Annotated in this window: 1 protein-coding gene; it reads left to right on the top strand. The window is 61.5% G+C overall.

Annotation, left to right across the window (positions count from 1 at the left end):
- The coding region (locus tag HX846_RS12870) for a sigma-54-dependent Fis family transcriptional regulator (protein WP_178965504.1) at positions 1-854 on the top strand (854 nt) is incomplete at its 5' end.
- Between the last annotated feature and the right edge of the window lie 53 nt (positions 855-907).

Raw genomic sequence — 907 nt, 5'->3', positions numbered from 1 at the left:
GTGCCATCCACAAACACGGCAACCGCGCCGACAAGCCGTTTGTGGCGGTCAACTGCGCGGCAATCCCCGAAGGCTTGCTGGAAAGCGAGATGTTCGGCCACCGCAAGGGCGCCTTCACTGGCGCCGTGGCGGATCGGGTCGGGCGCTTCATGCAGGCCGACAAGGGCACGTTGTTTCTCGATGAAGTGGGTGACATGCCGTTGGCGTTGCAGGCGAAAATCCTGCGGGCCTTGCAGGAGCGGGTGATCGAGCCGGTGGGTGACCCGCGCGAGCGCAAGGTGGATGTGCGAGTGATCGCTGCCACCAACAAGAACTTGCTGGATGCGGTGGCGAACAAAGAGTTTCGTGAAGACCTTTACTACCGCTTGAACGTATTTCCGATTCCGCTGCCGGCCTTGCGTGAGCGGGTGGAAGATATCGCGCCGCTGGCCCGGCACTTTGCCCAGACCTTGAGTGCCACGGCGGGCAAACGCATCACCGGTTTCAGCCCCGAGGCGTTGCAGGCCATGGCGGCGTATTCCTGGCCGGGCAATATTCGTGAGCTGCAGAACTGTGTGGAGCGGGCGACCATTGTCGCGGCGACGCCGGTGATCGAGGATATTGATTTGCCAGCGTATCTGTTTGCTTCGACGCCTGCTGAGGATGGGGTGGGCGCGATACTCAGCAACGGGCCGGGTGTGCCGCAGGATCTGGATGCGGCGCTGGCTGAGGTGGAGAAGGCTTACATCATGGCTGCGTTGCAGGAGAGCAACGGGGTGCAGGCTGCGGCGGCGCAGAAGATCGGGATTTCCGAGCGCAGTTTTTGGTATCGGTTGAAGAAGCTGGGGATTCAGGTGGACAAGATTGTTCGCTAGGGGGCGCTGAGCGGTTGCTTGGGGGCATATCCGCTATTTAGGTAACGGCGACT

It is taken from the genome of Pseudomonas sp. K5002 (genome assembly GCF_013386655.1).
Taxonomy (GTDB): domain Bacteria; phylum Pseudomonadota; class Gammaproteobacteria; order Pseudomonadales; family Pseudomonadaceae; genus Aquipseudomonas.
This window is presented reverse-complemented; position numbering and strand designations above follow the sequence as displayed.